The organism is Acrocarpospora macrocephala (genome assembly GCF_009687865.1).
GTDB lineage: Bacteria > Actinomycetota > Actinomycetes > Streptosporangiales > Streptosporangiaceae > Acrocarpospora > Acrocarpospora macrocephala.
The window spans coordinates 1-22,815 of the sequence record NZ_BLAE01000020.1 but is presented as its reverse complement, the minus strand read 5'-3'; the positions used below and the strand labels follow the sequence as shown (position 1 = coordinate 22,815).

Genomic DNA, 22,815 nt, shown 5'->3' with positions numbered 1-22,815 from the left:
GTCCCGTCTTCCCCGCCGCTCCGCGACACGGGACTCGCCGAAGACACGCCGGGTCACGTACAGAAGAACCCGGACGGCACTCGTGAAAACACTAGGAATCCGCGTACCGCGCCGAACAGAACCGCGTCGATCCAGGTCACTGCCTTTTCCCGGGCGGCACACAACTAGTGAAACGCGCAGCGGGCGCTCGGCATAGTTTGTCGCGGCTGAGGCCGGAAGCCGGGACGCGGCGATTCGAGCGCACCCTTGCCGGGCGGTGAATCCGTGGTTCCGCGTGGCGGCAAGACGAGGGGAGCGGCGCGTGAATCGATCCGAGTTCATGCCTGGTCGTGGGTCCGGCACGAGTGACGATGCGATCGCGATCGTCGGAGTGTCCTGCCGGCTGCCCTCCGCGCCCGGCCCGTCGGAGTTCTGGCGGCTGCTGAGCGATGGCGTGAGCGCGGTGTCCACGGTGCCGCCCGGCCGTTGGAACGCGGGCCCGGAGCTCGGCCCCAGCGCGTACGGCGCGTTCCTGGACGGGATCGACCGGTTCGACGCCGGGTTCTTCGCGATCTCGCCCCGTGAGGCCCGCGCGATGGATCCCCAGCAACGGCTGATGCTGGAACTCGGCTGGGAGGCTCTGGAGGACGCGCGTATCGCGCCCACCGGCTTCCGCGGCGCCGACGTCGGCGTGTTCATCGGTGTGATGGCCGACGACTACGCGCTGCTGAGCCGCCAGGCCGGGGCGTCCGGAATCGGTCATCACTCGCTCACGGGCGTCAACCGCAGCATCCTCGCCAACCGGGTGTCGCACTTCCTCGCGCTGACGGGCCCGAGCATGGCCGTGGACACCGGCCAGTCGTCGTCGCTGGTGGCGGTGCACCTCGCCTGTGAGAGCATCCGCAGCGGCGAGTCCAGCATGGCCCTCGCGGGTGGCGTCCAGCTCAACCTCGCCGCGGAGAGCGCCATGGCGGCCGCGGAGCTCGGCGCGCTGTCTCCGGACGGCAGGTGCTTCACCTTCGACGCGCGGGCGAACGGTTACGTCCGCGGCGAGGGCGGTGGCATCGTCCTCCTCAAGCCGCTGTCGCACGCCCTCGCGGACGGCGACCACGTGTACTGCGTCATCGCGGGGAGCGCGGTCAACAACGACGGCCCCGGCGACGCGCTCACCACGCCGAACGCCCGGGCGCAGGAGCAGGTGATGCGGGCGGCGTGCCGGCGTGCCGGCGTGGACCCGGCGAGCGTCGGATACGTGGAGTTACACGGTACCGGCACCAGAGTCGGCGATCCCATCGAAGCGGCCGCTCTCGGCGCGGTCTACGGCTCGCAGCGCTCGGGTGATCCCCTGTGGGTGGGATCGGCCAAGACCAACGTCGGCCACCTGGAAGGCGCCGCCGGGATCGTCGGCCTGCTCAAGGCCGCGCTCGCCGTAGCGCACCGCATGCTGCCGCCGAGCCTCAACTTCGCGGAGCCGAACCCCGCGATCCGCTTCGACGAGTGGAATCTGCGGGTGGTGGAGTCGCCGATGCCGTGGCCGGTGCGCGACAGCGGCGATCGTGAGGATGCCGGTGAGGGCGGCGGTGCCGGCCGGATCGTCGCCGGCGTCTCGTCGTTCGGCCTCGGCGGCACCAACTGCCATCTATTGCTGACCTCCGCTCCGGAGCGCGTCTCCCCGGGCTTCGCGACCGGGAGCATCCTGGATCGGCCCGAGCCAGGGCCGTTGACCTCGCCACCGGTGTTCTGGACGGTGTCCGGCCACACCGAGAACGCGTTGCGGGCACAGGCGGCCCGGCTCGCCCGCCACGTCAGGGAACGGGAGGACCTCTCCGTCGGCGACGTGGCCTTCTCGTCGGCGACGACACGGGCTGGCCTGCTCCATCGAGCGGTCGTCGTCGGGGACGAACGCGAGCAGTTGCTCCGCGGGCTGGACGCGCTGGCGGAAGGGCGCTCCGCTCCCGGACTGGTGCGCGGCAGGACCGACGTCGACTCCGGTTCCGGCGGCGTGTTGTCCACCCAACTGGAGCGCATCGACCAGATGCGGCTGGTCCTCGGGCTGGGCCAGCACACCGCGCCGCTGACCCGCGGATGGCGACGTCCCGGCCGGCAGGTTTTCGTCTTTCCCGGCCAAGGATCGCAGTGGGCGGGGATGGGGGTGGAACTACTCGACTCCTCCCCGGCGTTCGCCGCCGCCATGGCCGAATGCGAGGCGGCGCTGAGCCCGTTCGCCGACTGGTCGCTGACGAGCGTCGTCCGGGGGGAGCCCGGAAGCCCGCCCAGAGAACGCGCCGACGTGATCCAGCCGGTGCTTTGGGCGATCATGGTCTCGCTGGCGGCGTTGTGGCGGTCGTACGGCGTGGAACCGGGCGCGGTGGTGGGCCACTCGCAGGGGGAGATCGCTGCCGCGTGCGTGGCGGGCGCGCTGTCACTGGAAGACGGCGCCCGGATCGTGACCGCCAGGTCGACGCTGGTCGCCGAGGTCCTCTCCGGCAACGGCGGCATGGTTTCCGTGGGGCTGCCCCGGGAGGTCCTGGACGAACGGCTGGCACGCTGGGAGGGCCGCCTGTCCGTCGCCGTCGTCAACGGTCCGTCCTCCGTGGTGGTGTCCGGGGACGATGAGGCGCTGGCCGAGATGAGGGCCGAATGGGCGGATACGGTGCGGATGCGCCGGATCAAGGTCGACTACGCCTCGCACTGTGCCATGGTCGAGCTGGTCGAGCAGCGGTTGGCGCCGATGCTGGCGTCGATCCGGCCGCGCAGCTCGGCGATCCCCTTCTACTCGACGGTGACCGGCGGCCTCCTGGACACCGCGGCACTCGACGGTGACTACTGGTACCGCAACCTGCGCCGGCCGGTTGACTTCCAGGGCGCGGTCGGCCGGTTGCTGTCCGACGGGTTCGGCGCGTTCATCGAGGTGAGCTCGCACCCGGTGCTGGTCGGGAGCGTCCACGAGGTCGCCCAGGCCGCCGGCCGCCCGGCGGTGGCCGTCTGCACGCTCCGGAGGAACCACGCCGGGATCTCCCGCGTGCTCACCTCGGTCGCCGAACTCCACGTGACCGGGGTGGACGCCGGCGGGGAGAGGTTCCTGCCCGTCGCGTCCCGGGTCGAGTTGCCGACGTACGCGTTCCAGCGGGTCCGCCACTGGCTGGAGGAGGCCGGGCCGCGCCGATCCGGCCCGGAGCCAGGACCGGCGGAAGAGGGCCTGGCCGGACCCGCCGCCGACCCGGACGTTGTTCAGCGCCCCGGCTACCTGCTCGATGTGGTGCGTGACGCGTGCGCGACCGTCCTCGGGACCCACGATCCCGACGGTGTCGAACTCGGCCTGCCCTTCAAGGAGCTCGGTTTCGACTCCGCGATGCTCGTCGAGCTCACCACCCGGCTCAGTTCGGCCGCCGGGCTGCCGCTGACCGCGAACACTCTTTTCGACCACCCCACGCCGGCGCGGCTCGCCGCCTTCCTGGGGTCCACAGCCGCCACCGGTTCCGGGTTCCCCCCGCCCCCGGAACCGGTGGCTTCCACCCGTACGGCTCTCGCGGCCGACGAGCCCATCGCGATCATCGGGATGGCCTGCCGCTACCCGGGCGGGATCGACTCCCCGGAAAGCCTGTGGCGGCTGGTCGACGCCGGCGCGGACGCCGTGTCGGCGATGCCCGCCGACCGTGGCTGGCGGCTGGGAGCCGTCCCCGGCGGCTTCCTCTACGACGCGGGCGAATTCGACGCCGCGTTCTTCGGGATCTCGCCGCGGGAGGCGCTGGCGATGGAGCCGCAGCAGCGGCTGGCGCTGGAAGTGGCCTGGGAGGCGGTGGAGCGGGCCGGGATCCCGCCGTCATCGCTGCACGGCACCCGGACCGGCGTCTATCTCGGCGCGATGGCGCAGGACTACGGCGCCCCGATGCACGAGGCGTCCGGCGACGCTGAAGGGTACACGCTGACGGGTACCTCGCCCAGCGTGCTGTCCGGCCGGGTCGCGTACACCCTGGGCCTGGAAGGCCCCGCGATGACGGTGGACACCGCGTGCTCGTCGTCGCTGGTCGGCATGCACCTGGCCGCACAGGGGCTGCGGTCGGGGGAGTGCTCGCTGGCGCTGGCGGGCGGTGTCACCGTCATGTCGACGCCGGGCATCTTCCTGGAGTTCGCCAAGCAGGGCGGTCTCTCCCCGGACGGGCGGTGCAAGGCGTTCTCCGACGCCGCCGACGGCACGGGCTGGGCCGAGGGCGTCGGCGTGCTGGTCCTGGAACGCCTGTCGGATGCCCGCCGCAACGGTCACCACGTGCTCGCCGTGCTCCGCGGCTCCGCCGTCAACTCCGACGGCGCCTCCAACGGCCTGACCGCCCCCAGCGGCGCCTCCCAGCAACGGGTGATCCGGCAGGCGCTGCACAGCGCCCGCCTTTCCCCGGCGGAGGTGGACGTGGTGGAGGCGCACGGCACCGGCACCACCCTGGGCGACCCGATCGAGGCCCAGGCCCTGCTCGAGACGTACGGGCAGGACCGGGACCTGCCTCTGCTGTTGGGGTCCATCAAGTCGAACATCGGTCACAGCCAGGCGGCCGCAGGGGTCGCGGGCGTGATCAAGATGGTGCTGGCCATGCGGCGGGGGATCGTGCCGCCGACGTTGCACGCCGCGGCTCGCACGTCCCGGGTCGACTGGTCGGCCGGTGCGGTGGAGCTGGTGACCGAGCGGGCCATGTGGCCGGAGGCCGGACGGCCCCGCCGGGCCGGTGTGTCGTCGTTCGGGATCAGCGGCACCAACGCGCACGTGATCATCGAGCAGGCTCAGGACCCCGAGCCTCTCCCGGCACTCGGTACGGCACCGGCCATGGTGCCCTGGGTGGTCTCCGGCAAGAGCGATGCGGCGCTCGGCGCCCAGCTCGATCGGCTGACGTCGTACCTGGCCGAGAGCGGAGCGGATCCGGTCGACGTCGCCTATTCGCTGGTGACGGCACGCTCGGAATTCGCCCACCGGGCGGTGCTGCTGGCCACCGGCGACGGTGTGACCGAGGCGGCACGCGGCGTCGCCGGCCCGCCCGGGGCGTTGGCGGTGCTGTTCGCGGGACAGGGCGCGCAGCGGATCGGGATGGGCCGCGAGCTCGCCGCCCGGTTCCCGGTGTTCGCCCGCGCGTTCGACGATGTTCTCGCGCGGCTGGCCGCCGAGCTTCGCGAGGTGCTGTCCGGTACGGATCCGGGACTGCTGGACCGCACCGAGTTCGCCCAGCCGGCGCTCTTCGCGATCGAGGTCGCTCTTTTCCGTCTGCTGGAGTCCTGGGGCGTGACGCCGGACCTGCTGGTGGGGCACTCGATCGGCGAGATCGCCGCCGCCCACGTGGCCGGCGTGCTCTCCCTGGACGACGCCTGCACGTTGGTCGCGGCCCGGGGCCGCCTGATGCAGCGTCTGCCCGAAGGCGGGGCCATGGTGTCGGTCCAGGCCGGTGCGGCGGAGGTGGAGCCCCTGCTGGCGGACGGAGCCGTCATCGCCGCGGTGAACGGGCCGTCCTCCGTCGTGATCGCCGGGGACGGGGACGCCGTCCTGCGCACCGCCGCGCGCTTCGGCAAGGCCACCCGCCTGCGGGTGAGCCATGCGTTCCACTCGCCGCTGATGGAGCCGATGCTGGCGGAGTTCCGGCAGGTCGTCGAAGGGCTGACCTTCCACGAGCCGAGCATGCAGATCATCTCCACCGTGACCGGCGAGCCGGTGGATGCCGCGTACCTGTGCTCGCCGGAGTACTGGGTGGACCACGTCGTGCGCCCGGTGCGTTTCGCCGCGGCGGTGCGCGCCGCCGGCTCGGCGGGGGCCAAGATGTTCCTGGAACTCGGCCCGGACGGCGGGTTGTCGGCACTCGTCCACCAGAACCTCCCGGTTGGCCAGGATTCCGGCGAGCCGCCAGTTGCCTTCCCCATCCTGCGCAAGGACCGCGGCGAGGAAGCCGCGGCGCTCGCCGCCGCCGCCCGGCTGTACGTGCACGGCATGCCGGTGCGATGGCCGCAGCTGTTCCCGGCCGCTCGCCGCGTGGACCTGCCGACCTACGCGTTCCAGCGGCGGCGCTACTGGCTGGCGCCCGGCGGCGCGGCGGACGCGCACCCCTTCCTCGGCGATCCCGTGCCGTCCGCCGCCACCGGCGAGACCCTGTTCACCGGCACACTCTCGCGCCGCGCCTACCCCTGGCTGGCCGACCACGTGGTGGGCGGCGTGGCGCTGCTGCCGGGCGCCGCCCTGTTGGAATCGGCCCTGTACGCGGGAGGCCGGCTCGGCTGCCCGCGCGTGGCCGAGCTCACCCTGGAGGCGCCCCTTCCGCTCCCCGGCGACGGCGAACCGGCGATCCAGCTCGCCGTGGGCCCGGCCGACGCCGATGGCCGGCGTCGCCTCGCCTGCTATGCCCGGCACGGCCAGGACGCCCCATGGACCAGGCACGCCACCGGGACGCTCGCCCCGGCCGAGCCCTCCGCCCAGGAGCGGCAGGTCCCGCCCGAGGTGGCGTCCGGGATCGACGCGGCGGAGGCGTACCGCAGGCTCGCCGCGCGCGGCTACGACTACGGCCCGGCCTTTCGCGGCCTGCGCGCCGTCACCCTCGACGGCGGGACCGCGCACGCCGAGGCGGCGCTGCCCACCGGTCTGGGCGGGTCCGGGTTCGGCCTGCACCCGGCCCTGCTGGACGCCGCGCTGCACGCGGCGGTGCTCGCCACCGGCGATTCGGGGGAGCCCGTGGTGCCCTTCGCCTTCGAGGACGTGTCGCTGCACCGCGCGGGCGCGCGCGAGTTGCGCGTCGAGGTCACGCCCGCGGGCGCCGGGGCCGTCTCGGTCGCGCTGGTCGACGGGCATGGACGCCCGGTCGCGGCGATCGGCTCGCTGGTGCTGCGCCCCGCCTCGTCGTCCGACGTGCCCGCCGATTCGAGGTTCGCCGACTCGATGTTCACCGTGGAGTGGCCGGAGCTGCCGCTGCCGCCCGGCGAGGCGCCCGCGCCCCGGATCGTGCGCCTGTCCACCGGCGAGGACGAGCCGACGGCCGCGTCCGTGCGCGAGATCGTGCACCAGGGCCTGGCTCTCGTCCGCGCCGCCGTGGAAGGCGCTGATGAGCGGTCTCTGGTGCTGGTGACCGGTGGCGCCGTCGCCGTAGACGACCGCGAGCACCCGGCCGATCCCGCGGCGGCGGCCGTGTGGGGCCTGGCGCGCTCGGCCCAGACCGAGCACCCCGGCCGGATCGTCCTGGTGGACAGCGACGGCCACGAGGCGTCCGAGCACGCGCTCGCCGCCGCCGTGGCGACCGGGGAACCCCAGCTCGCGCTGCGCGCCGGGACGGCCCGCGTGCCCCGGCTCGCCCGTCCCTCCCGCCACCTGCTCCCGCCCGGCGGGGCCGCGCACTGGCGGCTCGCCTCGGACGGGGGCGGCACCCTGGACGGCCTGTCCCTCGTCGCCGATCCCGGCGCGCCGCTCGCCCCCGGCCAGGTCCGCGTGGACGTTCGCGCGGCCGGGGTCAACTTCCGCGACGTGATGCTCACGCTCGGCCTTTACCCCGGCGGCGGAGGCGCCCTGGGTCTGGAGGGGGCGGGCGTAGTCGCCGAGACCGGCCCGGGCGTGACCGCGTACGCCCCTGGCGACCGGGTACTGGGAGTGTTCTCCCGCGCCTTCGCCACCACAGCGGTGGCCGACGACTGTGCGCTCGCCCCCATCCCGGACGGATGGTCGTACGCGCGGGCCGCCACCACGCCCATCGCCTTCCTCACCGCCTACCACGCGCTGGTGGAGCTGGCCGGGCTGCGCGCGGGGGAGACCGTGCTGATCCACTCGGCGGCGGGCGGCGTCGGCATGGCCGCCGTCCAGATCGCCCGGCACCTCGGCGCGGACGTGCTCGCCACCGCGAGCCCCGGCAAGTGGGACCAGGTGCGCGCCCTGGGCGTGCCCGGCTCGAACCTGGCCTCCTCGCGCACCGCCGAGTTCGAGCGCCACTTCGGCGGCCGGGACGTGGACGTGGTGCTCAACTCCCTCGCCGGTGAACTGGTGGACGCCTCGCTGCGGCTGCTGCGCCCCGGCGGCCGGTTCGTGGAGATGGGCAAGACCGACATCCGCGACCCCCGCCGGTACCCGCACCTGCGCTACCAGGCGTTCGACCTGCTGGACCTTGACCCCGGCCACCTCGGCCGCCTGCTGCGCGAGGTGCTGGCGTTGTTCGAGCGTGGTGAGCTGGCTCCGCTGCCCGTGGTCACCTGGGACCTGCGCCGCGCCCCCGACGCGTTCCGGCACCTGAGCCAGGCCCGGCACGTGGGCAAGGTCGCGCTCACCATGCCCGTCCGGCCCGGCCCCCGCGACACGGTCCTGATCACCGGCGGCACCGGTGCGCTCGGCCGCGCGCTCGCCCGGCACCTGATCGACCGCCACGACGTAGGCCGGGTGGTGCTGGCCGGGCGCGGCGGCCGGGAGGTATCCGACCCCGGCCCGAGGATCACCGTCGCGGCCTGTGATGTCGCCGACGCCGGCGCCGTCGAGGCGCTCCTGGCCGAGCACCGGCCAGCCGTCGTCGTCCACGCCGCCGCCGTGCTCGACGACGCCACCGTCACCGGGCTCACCGCCGAGCGCCTGGACGCCGTGCTCCGCCCCAAGGTGGACGGCGCGCTCAACCTGCATCGCGCCACGCGCGACGCGGGCGCGCCCGCCCTCGTCCTGTACTCCTCGGTGATGGCCACGCTCGGCGGCGCGGGCCAGGCCGCGTACGCGGCGGCCAACGCCTTCCTGGAGGCCCTGGCCCGGCACCGGCGCGCGCACGGGCTGCCCTCGACCGCCCTGGCCTGGGGACCCTGGACCGAGGGCATGACCACCGCGCTCGGCGGCGCCGACCGCTCCCGGATGGCCCGCGCGGGCCTGTCGCCGCTGTCCGTCCCAGCCGGGCTCGCCCTGTTCGACCGGGCCCTGGCCCTGGACGAGCCGGTGGCCGTGCCCGCCCGCCTCGACCTCGCCGCCGTGCGTGCCGCGGGGCCGGACGCGGCGCCGATCCTGCGCGCCCTGGTCCCCCCGGTTCCCCCGGTCCCCGCCCAGGCGCCGTCGCCCGGCCGCGCCGCCGGCGTGCCGCTCGCCGAGCGGCTGGCCGCGCTCGACCCCGGCGCCCGCACCCGCACGGTGCTGGAGCTGATCAGCGCCCAGTCCGCGACCGTGCTCGGGCACGACGCCGCGGGCGACGTCGAGGCAGATGCGTCGTTCAAAGACCTGGGCTTCGACTCGCTCACCTCGGTCGAGCTACGCAACCAGCTCTGCGCCGCCACCGGCCTGCGCCTGCCCGCCGCCCTGCTGTTCAACCACCCGACGCCCGCGGCCCTGGCCCGGCACCTGATCGCCGAGCTGACGCCCGGCGCGCCCGAGCCCGGCGGGGGCGTCCTGGCCGACCTGGACCGCCTCGCCGCCGCCCTGGCCGCCACGCCCGCCAACGGCGGACTTCGCGTCGGCGTCGCCGCCCGCCTGAAGCTCCTGTCGGACCAGGTGGCGGCCTGGGCCGCGCCGCCACCACCGGCCAACGGCGACGGCGAGGTCACCGGGCGGCTCCAGACGGCCTCGGTGGCCGAACTGCTCAGCTTTATCGACGAGGAACTCGGATGACGGGGGACGCGCGGATGACGGACAACGAGCAGCTCGTCGAATACCTGAGGCGGGTGACCGTCGAGCTGCACGAGACGCGCAAGCGCCTGCGCGACCTGGAGGAACGCGACCGGGAGCCCATCGCCGTCGTCGGCATGGCCTGCCGGTTCCCCGGCGGGGTGACCTCGCCGGAGGACCTGTGGGAACTGGTGGCCGGCGAGCGCGACGCGATCGGCGACTTCCCGGCCGATCGGGGCTGGGACGTGGACAGCCTGTACGACCCCGACCCGGATCGGGCCGGGAAGAGTTACCTGCGGGTGGGTGGGTTCCTGGCGGACGCGGCGGGGTTCGACGCGGGGTTCTTCGGGATCTCGCCGCGGGAGGCGCTGGCGATGGATCCGCAGCAGCGGTTGTTGCTGGAGACGTCGTGGGAGGCGGTGGAGCGGGCTGGGATCGACCCGCGCTCCCTGCGCGGCAGCCGTACCGGTGTGTTCGTCGGAGCGATCGCGCAGGACTACGCCGCCCCGCTCTACGCCGCCCCCGAGGTATTCGAGGGGCACCTGCTGACCGGCACCACCGCCAGCGTCGTGTCCGGGCGGGTGGCTTACGCGCTGGGCCTGGAGGGGCCTGCGGTCACCGTGGACACCGCGTGTTCCTCGTCCCTGGTCGCATTGCACCAGGCGGCCCGTGCCCTGCTGGCCGGGGAGTGCTCCCTGGCCCTGGCCGGTGGCGTCACGGTGATGGCCAACCCTGGCATGTTCGTGGAGTTCAGCAGGCAGCGGGGCCTGGCGCCGGACGGCCGGTGCAAGTCGTTCGCGGCGGCGGCTGACGGCACCGTCTGGGCGGAGGGCGCCGGCGTCCTGGTGGTGGAGCGGCTGTCGGACGCGCGGCGGCTGGGCCACCAGGTACTCGCGGTGCTGCGGGGCAGCGCGGTCAACCAGGATGGTGCCTCCAATGGCCTGACGGCGCCCAATGGTCCGTCGCAGGAGCGGGTGATCCGGCAGGCGCTGGCCGGCGCGGGGTTGTCCTACGCGGATGTCGACGTGGTCGAGGCGCACGGTACGGGTACGACGCTGGGTGATCCGATCGAGGCGCAGGCGCTTTTGGCGACCTATGGGCAGGATCGGCCGGAGGATCGTCCGCTGCTTCTTGGGTCGGTCAAGTCGAACATCGGTCACGCGCAGGCGGCTGCGGGTGTGGCGGGTGTGATCAAGATGGTCATGGCGATGCGTGAGGGTGTGGTGCCGCGCACGTTGCATGTGGATGCGCCGTCTTCGCATGTGGACTGGAGTGAGGGTGCGGTTGAGCTGGTGGCCGAGCCGGTGGGGTGGCCGCGGAGCGATCGCCCGCGCCGGGCCGCCGTGTCGTCGTTCGGGATCAGCGGCACCAACGCCCACGTGATCATCGAGCAGGGCGTTGATGTGGTGTCCGAGCGCCCGGTGCCCGTGGTGGACGGAGGGTTGTCGGTGCCGCTGCTGGTCTCGGGTCGGACCGATCAGGCGTTGCGGGCCCAGGCCGAGCGGCTGGCGTCGTACCTGGACGGTGTGCCTGATGTCGGGCTGGCCGATATGGCGTTCTCGCTGGCGACGACGCGGTCGGCGTTCGAGCACCGGGCGGCGGTGATCGTCGGGGATCGCGAGGGCGCGCTGGCCGGACTGCGGGCCGTTGCCGAGGATCGGCCGGGTGCCGGTGTGGTGCGCGGGGTGGCCGGGGCGGAGCCGAGGCTTGCGGTGTTGTTCACCGGTCAGGGCAGCCAGCGGGCGGGGATGGGCCGGGAGTTGTACGACCGTTTCCCGGTGTTCGCGCAGGCGTTGGATGAGGTGATCGCTGAGCTGGACCCGCTGCTCGACGGATCGTTGCGGGAGGTGCTGTTCGCCGAGCCGGATACGGCTGAGGCGGAGGCGCTGGATCAGACAGGGTGGGCGCAGCCGGCGTTGTTCGCGGTGGAGACGGCGTTGTTCCGGTTGGTGTCCTCGTGGGGTGTGCGGCCGGATGTGCTGGCCGGTCATTCGATTGGGGAGATCACGGCGGCTCACGTGGCCGGGGTGTTGTCGCTGGGTGATGCGTGTGCGCTGGTGGCGGCCCGGGCGCGGTTGATGCAGGCGTTGCCGTCCGGTGGGGCGATGGTGGCGGTGCAGGCGTCCGAGGATGTGGTCGCCGGGCTGCTGGCCGGGCGTGAGGGTGAGGTGTCGGTCGCGGCGGTGAACGGCCCTGCCTCGGTGGTGATCTCCGGGGCGGAGGAGCCTGTCCTTGAGGTGGCGGCTGCGCTGGAGTCTCAGGGGGTCAGGACGCGGCGGTTGCGGGTGTCGCATGCGTTCCATTCGCCGTTGATGGATCCGATGCTGGCGGATTTCCGTGCCTTGGCTGGGACGCTCAGCTACAACCCGCCGCGGATTCCGGTGGTGTCCACCCTGACCGGAGAGCAGGCCACGGCCGAGCGGTTGTGCTCGCCGGATTACTGGGTGGATCAGGTGCGCCAGGCCGTGCGGTTCTCCGAGGGCGTCCGTACGTTGCATGCGCAGGGTGTGCGGGCGTATCTGGAGCTGGGTCCCGGCGGGGTATTGACCGCCATGGCTCAGGAGACCCTTGTCGTGATCGCTGATTCGGACGTCGACGCGCGCGAGTCGGACCTGGTGCTGGTGTCGGTGTTGCGCAGGGATCGGGATGAGCAGAGCGCGGTGATGTCGGCGCTGGCCGAGTTGCATGTGCATGGGGTGCCGCTCGATTGGCGGGCGATGTTCCCTGGTGCCCGCCAGGTGGAGCTGCCCACATACGCCTTCCAGCGTCGGCGTTTCTGGGCTGATGGCGCGGTCTCGCGAGCGGGAGACCTGACTACGGCGGGCCTGACGGCCGCCCAGCACCCGCTTCTTGGGGCCGCTGTTGGGCTGGCCGGTTTGGATGGGGTGCTGCTGACCGGTCGTATCTCGCTGAGGTCGCATCCATGGCTGGCCGATCACATGGTGGGCGGGACGGTGGTGTTCCCGGGCACCGGATTCCTGGAGCTGGCGATCAGAGCGGGTGATCAGGTCGGCTGTGATGTGGTCGAGGAGCTGACCTTGACCGCGCCGCTGGTGCTGGGTGCGGCTGAGGCCGTGACAGTTCAGGTACGGGTGGGACCTGCTGACGGGTCGGGTCGCCGGGAACTGAGCATTCATGCTCGGCCTGCCGAGACGGACGATCGTGATACGTGGGTACGGCACGCCGGTGGTGTGCTGACGAGCAGTGATCACAGCGCTGGAACGAACGTTCAGAACGATCGGCGGCAGGTCGTCGGGGCCGGTGGTGCGGCTGGCACGCTCCTTGACACGGCGGTGTTCGATGCGGCGGTGTGGCCGCCGCGGGGTGCGTCGGTGATTGAGCTGGGTGGGTTGTATGGCCGGCTGGCTGGGGGTGGGTTGGGTTATGGGCCAGTGTTTCAGGGGTTGCGTGCGGCGTGGCGGGGCGCGGCTGGTGAGGTGTTCGCGGAGGTCGTGTTGCCGGAGGAGGTGGTTGATGGGGGGTTGTTCGGGGTGCATCCGGCGTTGCTGGATGCGGCGTTGCATGTGGTGCCGTTTGCCGGGTTGGGGGATTGGGGGCTGGGGGGTTCGGAGGGTGTGTTGTTGCCGTTCGCGTGGGGTGGGGTGTCCTTGCACGCGGGTGGGGCGTCGTTGTTGCGGGTCCGGCTGGTCAGGACGGGTGATGATTCGGTTTCGGTGACTGCGGTGGACGCGGCCGGGGGAATGGTGTTGTCGGCGCGGTCGCTGGTGCTGCGGCCGGTCTCAGCTGATCGGTTCGCCCTCGCTTCCGGTGATCGCAGGATGGGGCGGGATGCGCTGTTCGGGGTGGAATGGACGCCGGTGCCGAAGAGTGCGGCAGCAGGTGGGGTGGCCGATGGGATGCCGCCGGCGGTGCTGGGTTTCGGGGCGTTGGGTGCCATCGCGGCGTGGCGGCCGGGTGGGGATTCGGTTCCGTTCCATCTGGATCTGCCGTCGCTGCTGGCGGCAGGGCCGGTACCCGGGGTGGTGCTGACGCAGGCGGTCACGGATCCGGACGGGGACGTGGTGGGGTCGGTTCACGAGTTGACCGCCCAGGTGCTGGGGTTGGTGCAGGCGTGGCTGGCTGACGCCCGGTGTCATGGTTCCCGTTTGGTGTTCGTGACCACGGGTGCGGTGGCGGCCGATGACGGCGAGGGCGCGGCTGATCTCGCGGCGGCAGCGGTGTGGGGTCTGGTGCGGAGCGCGCAGTCCGAGCATCCCGGCCGGTTCGTGCTGGTGGATGTGGATGACAGATCCTCGCTGTCGGCGTTGCCGGGAACGTTGCCCGAAGCGATGGGTGAGGTGTTGGCGTCAGGCGAACCACAGGCGGCGATCCGCGGCGGTGAGGTGTGGGTGCCTCGGCTGGCGCGGGTGACCACCACCTCTGACCGTGGCGGCGACCTGGGTGGAGCGCGTCGTGCTCCTGGTGGCGCTGGTGGTGATGTCGTACGCCCCTGGGATCCGGAGGGGACGGTGCTGATCACCGGCGGCACCGGTGGTCTGGGTGCGTTGTTCGCGCGGCATGTGGTGGCCGGGCGTGGGGTTCGGCGTCTGCTGCTGGCCAGCCGCCGGGGGGCGGACGCTCCGGGTGCGGTGGAGTTGCAGGCGGAGCTGATCGCGCATGGCGTGGAGGTTTCGATCGCCGCGTGTGATGTGGCAGACCGGGATCAGGTCGCGGCGTTGCTGGCTCAGGTCCCGGCCGCTCATCCGCTGACGGCGGTCATTCACACCGCTGGTGTGCTGGATGACGGGACGATCTCGTCGTTGTCGGCGGAGCGTGTGGATGCGGTGCTGCGGCCGAAGGTGGATGCGGCCTGGTATTTGCACGAGCTGACTCGGGATCTGGATCTGGCGGAGTTCGTCGTGTTCTCGTCGGTGGCGGGGGTGTTCGGTGGGGCGGGTCAGGGCAATTACGCGGCGGCGAACGCGTTCTTGGATGCGCTGGCTGAGCATCGGCGTGCTCTGGGTTTGGCGGGGTTGTCGCTTGCGTGGGGTCCGTGGGCGCAAGACGCGGGGATGACGGGCACGCTGGGCCAGGCCGATATGCACAGGATGGCGCGGGCGGGGATTCTGACCTTGACGGCCGAGCAAGGCTTGGGGTTGTTCGACGCGGCTGTCGCGGTGGGTCGTGCGGCGGTGGTGACGGCGCGGTTGGACGTGTCCGCCGTGGCGCGGGCGGGTGGTGAGGTGCCGTATCTGTTGCGGGGATTGGTGCGGGGAGTTCGCCGGTCGGCGGCGTCGGCGGCAGGCGATGGGTCGCTGGCTGGACGGTTGGCCGGTTTGGGGGAGGCTGATGGAATTCGGTTGGTGGTTGAGCTCGTCCGCAGCCAAGTAGCCGCAGTGCTGGGGCATGCCTCGCCGGATGGGGTGGAGGTGCGGCTCGAGTTCCGTGAGCTGGGTTTTGACTCGCTCACTGCGGTGGAGTTGCGTAACCGGCTGGGTGTGGTCACGGGGTTGCGGTTGCCGGCGACGTTGGTGTTCGACTATCCGACACCGGTTGTGCTGGCGGAGTTCCTGTTGGGCGAGTTGCTGGGTGAGCAGGCCGGTTCGGCTGTGCTGTCGCCTGTGGTGCGTTCGGTGGCGGATGACCCGGTTGTGATCGTGGGGATGGCGTGCCGGTATCCGGGTGGGGTCGCCTCTCCGGAGGATTTGTGGCGTCTGGTGGTTGAGGAGACCGACGCGATCACCGGTTTCCCGACGAATCGAGGGTGGGATCTGAGGGCGTTGTACAGCCCGGATCGGGAGAGCCGGGGCACCAGCTACGTGCGTGAGGGTGGTTTCCTGCATGAGGCAGGGGAGTTCGACCCCGGCTTCTTCGGCATCTCGCCACGTGAGGCGCTGGCGATGGACCCGCAGCAGCGCCTGCTCCTGGAGACCACCTGGGAGGCGATCGAGCGGGCCGGGATCGACCCGACCTCGTTACGCGGCAGCCATACCGGTGTCTTCGCCGGCGTGATGTACCACGACTATGCGAACAGTGTGTCGCTCCCGCCGGACGTGATGACCTTCTCCAGCATCGGTAGCGCCGGTAGCGTCGTGAGCGGCCGCTTGTCCTACACCCTCGGCCTGGAGGGTCCGGCGGTGACGGTGGACACGGCCTGCTCGTCGTCGCTGGTGGCGTTGCATCTGGCGGCGCAGGCGCTGCGCTCGGGTGAGTGCTCGCTGGCGCTGGCCGGTGGCGTGACAGTGATGGCCACGCCAAGCTCCTTCATTGATTTCAGCGCCCAGGGCGGGCTGGCAGCCGACGGCAGGTGCAAGGCGTTCTCCGACAGCGCCGACGGGGTGAGCTGGTCGGAGGGCGTGGGCGTGCTGGTGCTGGAGCGGTTGTCGGACGCGCGCCGAAACGGGCACGAGATCCTCGCGATCGTGCGGGGGTCTGCGGTCAATCAGGATGGTGCGTCGAACGGGTTGACGGCGCCGAATGGTCCTTCGCAGCGTCGGGTGATTCGCCAGGCGCTGGCTGGTGCGGGGCTGGCTTCCGCTGATGTGGACGTGGTGGAAGGCCACGGTACGGGTACGACGCTGGGTGACCCGATCGAGGCGCAGGCGCTGCTGGCGACCTATGGGCAGGACCGGCCGGAGGACCGTCCGCTGCTTCTTGGGTCGATCAAGTCGAACATCGGTCACACGCAGGCCGCCGCTGGGGTCGCCGGTGTGATCAAGATGGTGCTGGCGATGCGGCACGGCCTGCTGCCGAAGACGCTGCATGTGGACGCGCCGTCCTCGCATGTGGACTGGAGCGAGGGTGCGGTTGAGCTGGTGACCGAGCCGGTGGGGTGGCCGGAGGCGGGGCGGCGCCGCAGGGCCGCCGTGTCGTCGTTCGGGATCAGCGGCACCAACGCCCACGTGATCATCGAGCAGGGGCCGGAGGTTTCGGAGAGTCGGACCGGGGCTCGTGCTGAGGACCGGGCTGTTGACCGAGATCCGGGTGCGGAGCTGGTGCCAGGTGCCGGGACGGTGCCGGTGGCGGGCGTCGCGGTGGATCCGGTGGTGGATCCGGGGCTGGTTCCGGTGGTGGTGTCGGGTCGGACCGATCAGGCGTTGCGGGCGCAGGCCGGGCGGCTGGTCGCTCATCTGGAGGGTGCGGCTGGTCTGGGTCTGGCCGATGTGGGGTTCTCGCTGGCGACGACGCGGTCGGCGTTCGAGCACCGGGCGGTGGTGCTGGCGAGCGGTCGTGAGGGTGCGCTGGCCGGACTGCGGGCCGTTGCCGAGGATCGGCCGGGTGTGGGTGTGGTGCGCGGGGTGGCCGGGGCGGAGCCGAGGCTTGCGGTGTTGTTCACCGGTCAGGGTAGCCAGCGGGTGGGGATGGGCCGGGAGTTGTACGAGCGTTTCCCGGTGTTCGCGCGGGCGTTGGATGAGGTGATCGGCGAGTTCGACTTCTTGCTGGATGGGTCGTTGCGTGAGGTGCTGTTCGCCGACCAGGCCGGGCTGCTGGATCAGACGGGGTGGGCGCAGCCGGCGTTGTTCGCGGTGGAGACGGCGTTGTTCCGGTTGGTGTCCTCGTGGGGTGTGCGGCCGGATGTGCTGGCGGGTCATTCGATCGGGGAGATCACGGCGGCGCACGTGGCCGGGGTGCTCTCGCTGGCCGATGCGTGTGTGCTGGTGGCGGCCCGGGCGCGGTTGATGCAGGCGCTTGCCGCGGGTGGGGCGATGGTGGCGGTCCAGGCGTCCGAGGATCAGGTCACCGATCTGCTGGCCGGGCGCGAAGAGCAGGTGTCGATCGCGGCGGTCAACGGCCCGGCCTCGCTGGTGGTTTCCGGGGTCGAGGAGGCGGTGCTTGAGGTGGCGGCCGCGCTGGAATCTCGGGGGGTCAGGACGCGGCGGTTGCGGGTGTCGCATGCGTTCCATTCGCCGTTGATGGATCCGATGCTGGCGGATTTCCGCGCCCTGGCCGGGACGCTCAGCTACAACTCGCCGCGCCTTGCGATCGTGTCCACTTTGACCGGGGAGCTGGTCACGGCTGAGCGGTTGTGCTCGCCGGATTACTGGGTGGAGCAGGTGCGTGGCGCGGTCCGCTTCGCCGACGGTGTCAGTGTGTTGCATGCGCAGGGTGTGCGGGCGTATCTGGAGCTGGGTCCCGATGGCGTTCTGACCGCCATGGCTCAGGAGACCCTTGCCGCGGTCGCCGATTCGGACGTCGACGCGCGCGAGTCGGACCTGGTGCTGGTGTCGGTGTTGCGCAGGGATCGGGATGAGCAGAGCGCGGTGATGTCCGCGCTGGCCGGGCTGCATGTGCATGGGGTGCCGCTCGATTGGCGGGCGATGTTCCCGGGCGCGCGCCAGGTGGAGCTGCCCACATACGCCTTCCAACGTCGGTGGTACTGGCCGAACCCCGCTTCGGCTGGGGATGCCCGAGGGTTGGGGCTGACCGCTGCGAGCCATCCGCTGCTGGGTGCGGCGGTGGGCCTGGCCGACTCCGACGGTGTGCTGCTGACCGGGCGCCTGTCGGTGAGGTCGCATCCGTGGCTGGCCGATCACGTGGTGTCCGGCACGGTGATCTTCCCGGGTACCGGGTTCCTTGAGCTGGCGATCCGGGCGGGTGATCAGGTCGGTTGCGACCTGGTGGAGGAGCTGTCCTTGACCGTGCCGCTGGTGCTGGGCGAGGGCGAGGCGGTCGTGGTCCAGATCGCGGTGGGTGCGCCGGAGGAGTCGGGCCGCCGGAGCGTGAACGTTTATGCCCGATTGGCGGAGGCCGGTGAGGATGTGCCGTGGGTGCGGCACGCGACCGGGACGCTCGCGACCGGTGCTTCGGAAGCCGGGTCGTTCGATGCCGAGGTCTGGCCGCCGCGGGGCGCGACCGCGATCGAGCTGGACGGGTTGTACGAGGACCTGGCCGCGGGCGGGTTCGGCTACGGTCCGGTGTTCCAGGGGTTGCGGGGGGCCTGGCGGGGCGCGGCTGGTGAGGTGTTCGCGGAGGTTGTGCTGCCGGAGCAGGTGGTTGATGCGGGGTTGTTCGGGGTGCATCCGGCGTTGCTGGATGCGGCGTTGCATGTGGTGCCGTTCGCCGGACTGGGGGATTGGCGGCTGGGTGGTTCCGAGGGTGTGTTGTTGCCGTTCTCGTGGGGTGGGGTGTCCTTGCACGCGGGTGGGGCGTCGTTGTTGCGGGTCCGGCTGGCCAGGACGGGCGATGATTCGGTTTCAGTGACCGCGGTGGACGCCGCCGGGGAAATGGTGCTGTCGATGCGGTCGCTGGTGCTGCGGCCGGTCTCAGCCGATCGGTTCGCCCTGGCCTCCAGTGGCACGATGGGGCGGGATCCGCTGTTCGGGGTGGAATGGACGCCGCTGACGGAGCTTGCGGTGCCTGAGGCGGTGCCGTTGGCGGTGCTCGGCTCGGACGTGCTCGGCACAGCGCCGGCGGGCCCGAGCGGCGATCGCGACGGGCTGGTGCTGCCGGTTCACGCGGACCTGTCGGTCCTGGAGGGGCCGGTGCCTGGTGTGGTGCTGACCGAGGTCGTCTCCGACCCGGCCGATGGGGTGGTGGAGTCGTCGCATGCGCTGACCGTCCGGGTGCTGGAAGTGGTGCAGGGGTGGCTGGCCGATGACCGGTTCGCTGATTCGCGTCTGGTCGTGGTGACTCGGGGCGCGGTCGCGGTGGGTGAGGGTGAGGAGGTCACCGATCTGGCGGCTGCGGCCGTGTGGGGTCTTGTCCGTAGTGCGCAGTCGGAGAATCCGGGCCGGTTCGTGCTGGTCGATGTTGGTGCGGCCGACTGCCGTGATGGCGGGGATCTGGGCCGGTTGGCGCCGTTGGGTGTGGCCGGGGAGCCGTCCTCGCCGCTGGGGGGGTTGTCCACGGTTTCGCCGCTGATTTCGTCTGTGGTGCTGGCCGGGGTGCTGGCCTCGGGTGAGCCGCAGGTGGCGGTGCGCGGCGGTGGGGTGCTGGTTCCCCGCCTGGCGCGGGTGACACCCCGCTCTGATCTTGGCGATGCCCTTGATGGGGGCGGTGTCCGCTCGTGGGATCTGGAGGGGACGGTGTTGATCACTGGTGGCACCGGTGGTCTGGGTGCGTTGTTCGCGCGGCATGTGGTGGCTGGGCGTGGGGTGCGGCGTCTGTTGCTGACCAGCCGCCGGGGGGCCGATGCCCCGGGTGCGCTGGAGTTGCGGGCCGAGCTGATCGCGCACGGCGCCGAGGTGGAGATCATCGCGTGTGATGGGGCGGATCGTGAGCAGGTGGCGGCTCTGCTGGCCGGGGTGGATCCCGCTCATCCGCTGACGGCGGTCATTCACACTGCTGGTGTGCTGGATGACGGGACGATCTCGTCGTTGTCGGCGGAGCGTGTGGATGCGGTGTTGCGGCCGAAGGTGGATGCGGCCTGGTATTTGCACGAGCTGACTCGGGATCTGGATCTGGCGGAGTTCGTGGTGTTCTCGTCGGTGGCGGGGGTGTTCGGTGGGGCGGGTCAGGGCAATTACGCGGCGGCGAACGCGTTCTTGGATGCGCTGGCTGAGCATCGGCGTGCTCTGGGTTTGGCGGGGTTGTCGCTTGCGTGGGGTCCGTGGGCGCAAGACGCGGGGATGACGGGAGGACTGGCTGAGGTTGATCTTCGGCGGATGACGCGGGCGGGGATCTCGGCCTTGGCGGTCGAGCAGGGGTTGGCGTTGTTCGACGCGGCGGGTGTGGTGGGTCGTGCGGCAGTGGTGGCGGCCCGGTTGGATGCGGCGGCCGTGGCACGGGCGGGTGGTGAGGTGCCGCATCTGTTGCGAGGGTTGGCGCGGGGGGTTCGCCGGTCGGCGGCATCGGCGTTGGTGCCGGTGCCGGGTGATGGGTCGCTGGGTGGGCGGCTGGCCGGCATGGGACAGGCCGATCGGGTGCGGTTTGTGCTGGATTTGGTGCGTGCGCAGGTCGCGGCGGTGCTGGGGCACGCGTCGGCGGACGCCGTCCAAGCGCGGCATGAGTTCCGTGAGCTGGGTTTTGACTCGCTCACTGCGGTGGAGTTGCGTAACCGGCTGGGTGTGGTGACGGGGTTGCGGTTGCCGGCGACGTTGGTGTTCGACTATCCGACGCCGGTTGTGCTGGCGGAGTTCCTGTTGGGCGAGTTGCTGGGTGAGCAGGCCGGTTCGGCTGTGCTGTCGCCTGTGGTGCGTTCGGTGGCGGATGACCCGGTTGTGATCGTGGGGATGGCGTGCCGGTATCCGGGTGGGGTCGCCTCTCCGGAGGATTTGTGGCGTCTGGTGGTTGAGGAGACCGACGCGATCACCGGTTTCCCGACGAATCGGGGGTGGGATCTGGATGGCATCTATGATCCGGATCCTGGCCGGGTGGGGGCGTCGTACACGCGGCATGGCGGGTTCCTGCATGACGCCGACGAGTTCGACGCGGGGTTTTTCGGGATCTCGCCGCGTGAGGCGCTGGCGGTTGATCCGCAGCAGCGGTTGCTGCTGGAGGTGTCGTGGGAGGCGGTCGAGCGGGCGGGGATCGAGCCGGGGTCGTTGCGGGGCAGCCAGACCGGTGTGTTCACCGGGGTGATGTACAACGATTACGGCCTGACCCTGGGCAACGCCGCCGGCCGGGTGCATCAGGCCGCGGTTGGCGAGGTGGTTGAGGGGCTTGGCGGGCGCGACGCGGTCGAGGGTTATGAAGGGACCGGGACCGCGCCGAGCGTCGCTTCCGGCCGGGTGTCGTACACCCTGGGTTTGGAGGGTCCGGCGGTGACGGTGGACACGGCCTGCTCGTCGTCGCTGGTGGCGTTGCATCTGGCGGCGCAGGCGCTGCGCTCGGGAGATTGCTCGCTGGCGCTGGCGGGCGGGGCCACGGTGATGTCGACCCCGAACACCTTCATCGGGTTCGCCCGGCAGCGTGGTCTGTCGGTTGATGGGCGGTGCAAGGCGTTCTCCGACAGCGCCGACGGGGTGGGCTGGTCGGAGGGTGTGGGTGTGCTGGTGCTGGAGCGGTTGTCGGACGCGCGCCGTAACGGGCACGAGGTGCTGGCGGTGGTGCGGGGTTCTGCGGTCAATCAGGATGGGGCGTCCAACGGGTTGACGGCGCCGAACGGTCCGTCGCAGCGTCGGGTGATCCGGCAGGCGCTGGCCGGTGCCGGTTTGTCGGCGTCCGAGGTGGACGCGGTGGAAGGCCACGGTACGGGTACGACGCTGGGTGACCCGATCGAGGCGCAGGCGCTGCTGGCGACCTATGGGCAGGACCGGGACGAGGATCGTCCGTTGCTGCTGGGTTCGATCAAGTCGAACATCGGTCACACGCAGGCGGCTGCGGGTGTGGCGGGTGTGATCAAGATGATCATGGCGATGCGCGAGGGTGTGGTGCCGCGCACGTTGCATGTGGATGCGCCGTCCTCGCATGTGGACTGGAGTGAGGGTGCGGTTGAGCTGGTGACCGAGCCGGTGGGGTGGCCGCAGACCGATCGCCCGCGCCGGGCCGCCGTGTCGTCGTTCGGGATCAGCGGCACCAACGCCCACGTGATCATCGAGCAGGGGCCGGAGGTTCCGGAAAGTCGGACCGGGGCGGTGGATCCGGGGCTGGTTCCGGTGGTGGTGTCGGGTCGGTCGGCTGGGGCGTTGCGGGCGCAGGCCGGGCGGCTGGTCGCCCGTCTGGAGGGTGCTGCTGGTCTGGGTCTGGCCGATGTGGGGTTCTCGCTGGCTGCGACGCGGTCGGCGTTCGAGCATCGTGCGGTGGTGTTGGCCGGGGACCGTGATGGTCTGATGGCCGGGCTGGGCGCGCTGGCGGAGGACCTGCCGGGTGCGGGTGTGGTGCGTGGGGTGGCTGGTGCGGAGCCGCAGCTGGCGGTGTTGTTCACCGGTCAGGGCAGCCAGCGGGCGGAGATGGGCCGGGAGTTGTACGACCGGTTCCCGGTGTTCGCGCAGGCGTTGGATGAGGTGATCGCCGAGCTGGACCCGTTGCTCGACGGGTCGTTGCGTGAGGTGCTGTTCGCCGACCAAGCCGGGCTGCTGGATCAGACGGGGTGGGCGCAGCCGGCGTTGTTCGCGGTCGAGACCGCCCTGTTCCGGCTGGTCGAGTCGTGGGGTGTGCGGCCGGATGTGCTGGCCGGTCATTCGATCGGGGAGATCACGGCGGCTCATGTGGCCGGGGTGCTCTCGCTGGCGGATGCGTGTGCGTTGGTGGCGGCTCGGGCGCGGTTGATGCAGGCGTTGCCTTCCGGTGGGGCGATGGTGGCGGTGCAGGCGTCCGAGGATGTGGTCGCCGGGCTGCTGGCTGGGCGTGAGGGTGAGGTGTCGGTCGCGGCGGTGAACGGCCCGGCCTCCACCGTGATCTCCGGTGTCGAGGAGGCGGTGCTTGAGGTGGCGGCCGCGCTGGAG

General features: G+C 71.7%; 2 protein-coding genes. Both read left to right on the top strand.

Annotated features, from left to right (window positions below; translation table 11 throughout):
- Positions 1-301: 301 nt before the first annotated feature.
- Positions 302-9,553 carry a type I polyketide synthase gene (locus tag Amac_RS54935; protein ID WP_218041158.1) on the top strand — a complete coding sequence of 3,084 codons (9,252 nt, stop codon included), beginning with the start codon at positions 302-304 and terminating at the stop codon, positions 9,551-9,553.
- A partial coding sequence (locus Amac_RS56220) for a type I polyketide synthase (RefSeq protein ID WP_174900188.1) occupies positions 9,550-22,815 on the top strand: 13,266 nt, incomplete at its 3' end. The genes Amac_RS54935 and Amac_RS56220, both read left to right, overlap by 4 nt.